3 protein-coding genes are annotated in these 2,265 nt (G+C 68.9%); all 3 read right to left on the bottom strand.

Annotated elements, in window-relative coordinates; translation table 11 throughout:
- Positions 1–343 (bottom strand): AAA family ATPase (locus tag IBL25_RS26700; protein ID WP_367615601.1); only part of this gene is annotated, 343 nt, incomplete at its 3' end.
- A 60-nt stretch (positions 344–403) separates the two neighbouring features.
- Entirely contained in the window at positions 404–2,023 is a 1,620-nt protein-coding gene (tnpC, locus tag IBL25_RS12320; RefSeq protein WP_187778844.1) for an IS66 family transposase, read from the bottom strand.
- Between the two features lie 44 nt (positions 2,024–2,067).
- A partial coding sequence (gene tnpB / locus IBL25_RS12315) for an IS66 family insertion sequence element accessory protein TnpB (RefSeq protein ID WP_187778843.1) occupies positions 2,068–2,265 on the bottom strand: 198 nt, incomplete at its 5' end.

Raw genomic sequence — 2,265 nt, 5'->3', positions numbered from 1 at the left:
CGCCGCGCAGCTCCGCCTCCAGGTCGGCCAGGGTCGGCTTGCGCCGGTCGTGCCGCGCCCGCCGTCGCATGCCGCGCATCCAACGCTCGGCCTCGGCGCCGGTGGAACCCAGACCGAGGAGCGCGAGCCGCGACAGGTCGGCGCCGGGCAGCTCGCCGCCGAGGTGGTGGCGCAGGATGGCGGCGAGTGCCCCTTCGTCAGGCCGCGGCACCCGGATCAGGCGCTCCAGGCGCCCTGGCCGCAGGATGGCGGGGTCGATGCGGCTGGCGTCGTTGCAGCAGCCCACAATGACGATGCCCTCGCGCCCGGTAGCGCCGTCCAGCTCCTCGAGGAAAGCGTTCACCACCTGGACGGCGTAGTCGCGGTCGCGGTGCCGGAAGGAGGCGCGGTCGCCGAGTAAGCGTCAGCCGATGGCCGCGGACGGCGTCTCCGGCTTGAAATTCCATGGCAGGAGTTCATTGATGCGGGTGACAGGATGGCCGCATGCGAGGCGGTTGAGCACGGAGGCGATGTAGGCTTCTGGATTGAGGCCGTTGAGCTTGGCGGTCTCGGCGACGGTGTAGATGATGGCGGCGCGCTCTCCGCCAGCGTCGGATCCCACGAACAGGAAGTTCTTTCTTGTCACGGCGATGCCGCGCAGCAGCCGCTCCGAGAGGTTGTTGTCGATCGAGAGCCTGCCGTCCTCCAGGTAGCGCGCCAGGGCGTCCCACCTATTGAGTGCGTACTGCATTGCCTTGCCGAGGGCGGACTTGCCTGAGAGGCGTCGACGCTGCGCCTGCATCCACCCGTGCAGCGCGTCGAGCAGCGGCTTGCTGCGGGCCTGGCGCTCGGTGAGACGCTGTGGAGCAGGCTGGCCGTTGATCTCCGCTTCGATGGCATAGAGAGCAGCGATCCGTTGCAGCGCTTCCTCGGCGATTGGTGACTTCGTCGCCTGGAATACCTCGAACAGCTTGCGGCGGGCATGCGCCATGCAGGCGACGTGGAGGATCTGCGACGGGCGGTCGCCTTGCGGGCGTGTCAGGGTGTCGTAGCCGGTGTAGCCATCGGCGTGCAGCCAGCCTTTGAACTCCTGCAGATGCTCCCGCGGCCGCTCGCCCTTGCGGTCGGGCGAGTAGCGGTAGAACGCTGCCGGTGCGCCCGGCCCGTGCCAGGGTCTTGGGTCAAAGGCGTAGACCCAGAACCTGGCCTGCCGCGTTCGGCCTCGCCCCGGCGCCAACACGGCGATGGGCGTGTCGTCGGTCCAGATCACCCCTTGGCGCATGGCGTGGACCCCGATCGCCTCCGCCAAGCGGCTGAGCCACCAGGCGCCGCGCCCGACCCAGTCGGCCAGCGTCTGGCGCTCGATCTCCACGCCCTCGCGCGCCAGGATGGCCGAGAGGCGGTAAAGCGGCAGGCCGTCGAGGTATTTCGACACCAGCACATGCGCCAGCAGGCCGGGGCCAGGCCGCCCCTTCTCGACGGGCAGGTCGGGCACGGGCGCCTGGAGAACAGCCTCACAGGCCCGGCAGGCGTAGCGCGGCCGGACGTGGCGGATGACCTTCAGTCGCGCCGGGATCTTCTCCAGCACCTCGGTGACATCCTCACCCAGCCGCGACAGGCGCGCCGGATCGGTGCAGCCGCAGCGGCAGGCGAATACCGGCTCGTGCAGGATGGTCTCCCGCGGCAGGTGCTCAGGCAGCGGCTTGCGGAGCGCCGGGCGGCGCGGCTTGCCGGACTGGCCCTTGGCCTTCCTGGCCTCGGCCTCAGCGGCGGCCTGCGCCTGGTCCTCCTCGAGATCGCCGATCAGCATCTCGAGCTGGCCGATCTCGCTGGCGCGCTTCTCGGAGGATTGGCCGTAGCGGTCGCGTCGCAGGGTGGCGAGCTGGACCTTCAGCCGCTCAATTTCAAAAGCCGCGTTGCGCAGTGCGCCTTCACGTTCGGCAAGGATCGCATCGCGCTCGGCCAGTGCGGCATCGCGCTCCGCCAGCAGCGCCCGCAGCGCGGCGATCTCGGCATCAGGGGTGTCGAATGATGCGCTCTGCACATCGCGATTCTACGCGATGGGAGCCGTCCGGCAATTCCAAATGGTTACACCGTTGCCTCCGGTCGCGCCGTCCAGGCGGGCATGCGCCAGTCAATGCCCTCAGCCAGCATCGAGAGCTGCGCGGGTGTCAGAGACACGGCACCACTTTCGGTCCGAGGCCATACGAACTTGCCCTTTTCCAGTCGTTTGGCCATGAGAATCAGGCCTTGCCCGTCCCAGACGAGAATCTTCAGAAGGTCACC

The sequence above is a fragment of the Pseudoroseomonas ludipueritiae genome (assembly GCF_014490445.1).
Taxonomy (GTDB): domain Bacteria; phylum Pseudomonadota; class Alphaproteobacteria; order Acetobacterales; family Acetobacteraceae; genus Pseudoroseomonas; species Pseudoroseomonas ludipueritiae.
Note: the sequence above shows the minus strand (reverse complement) of the source record. Positions and strands in the feature narration are given on the sequence as shown.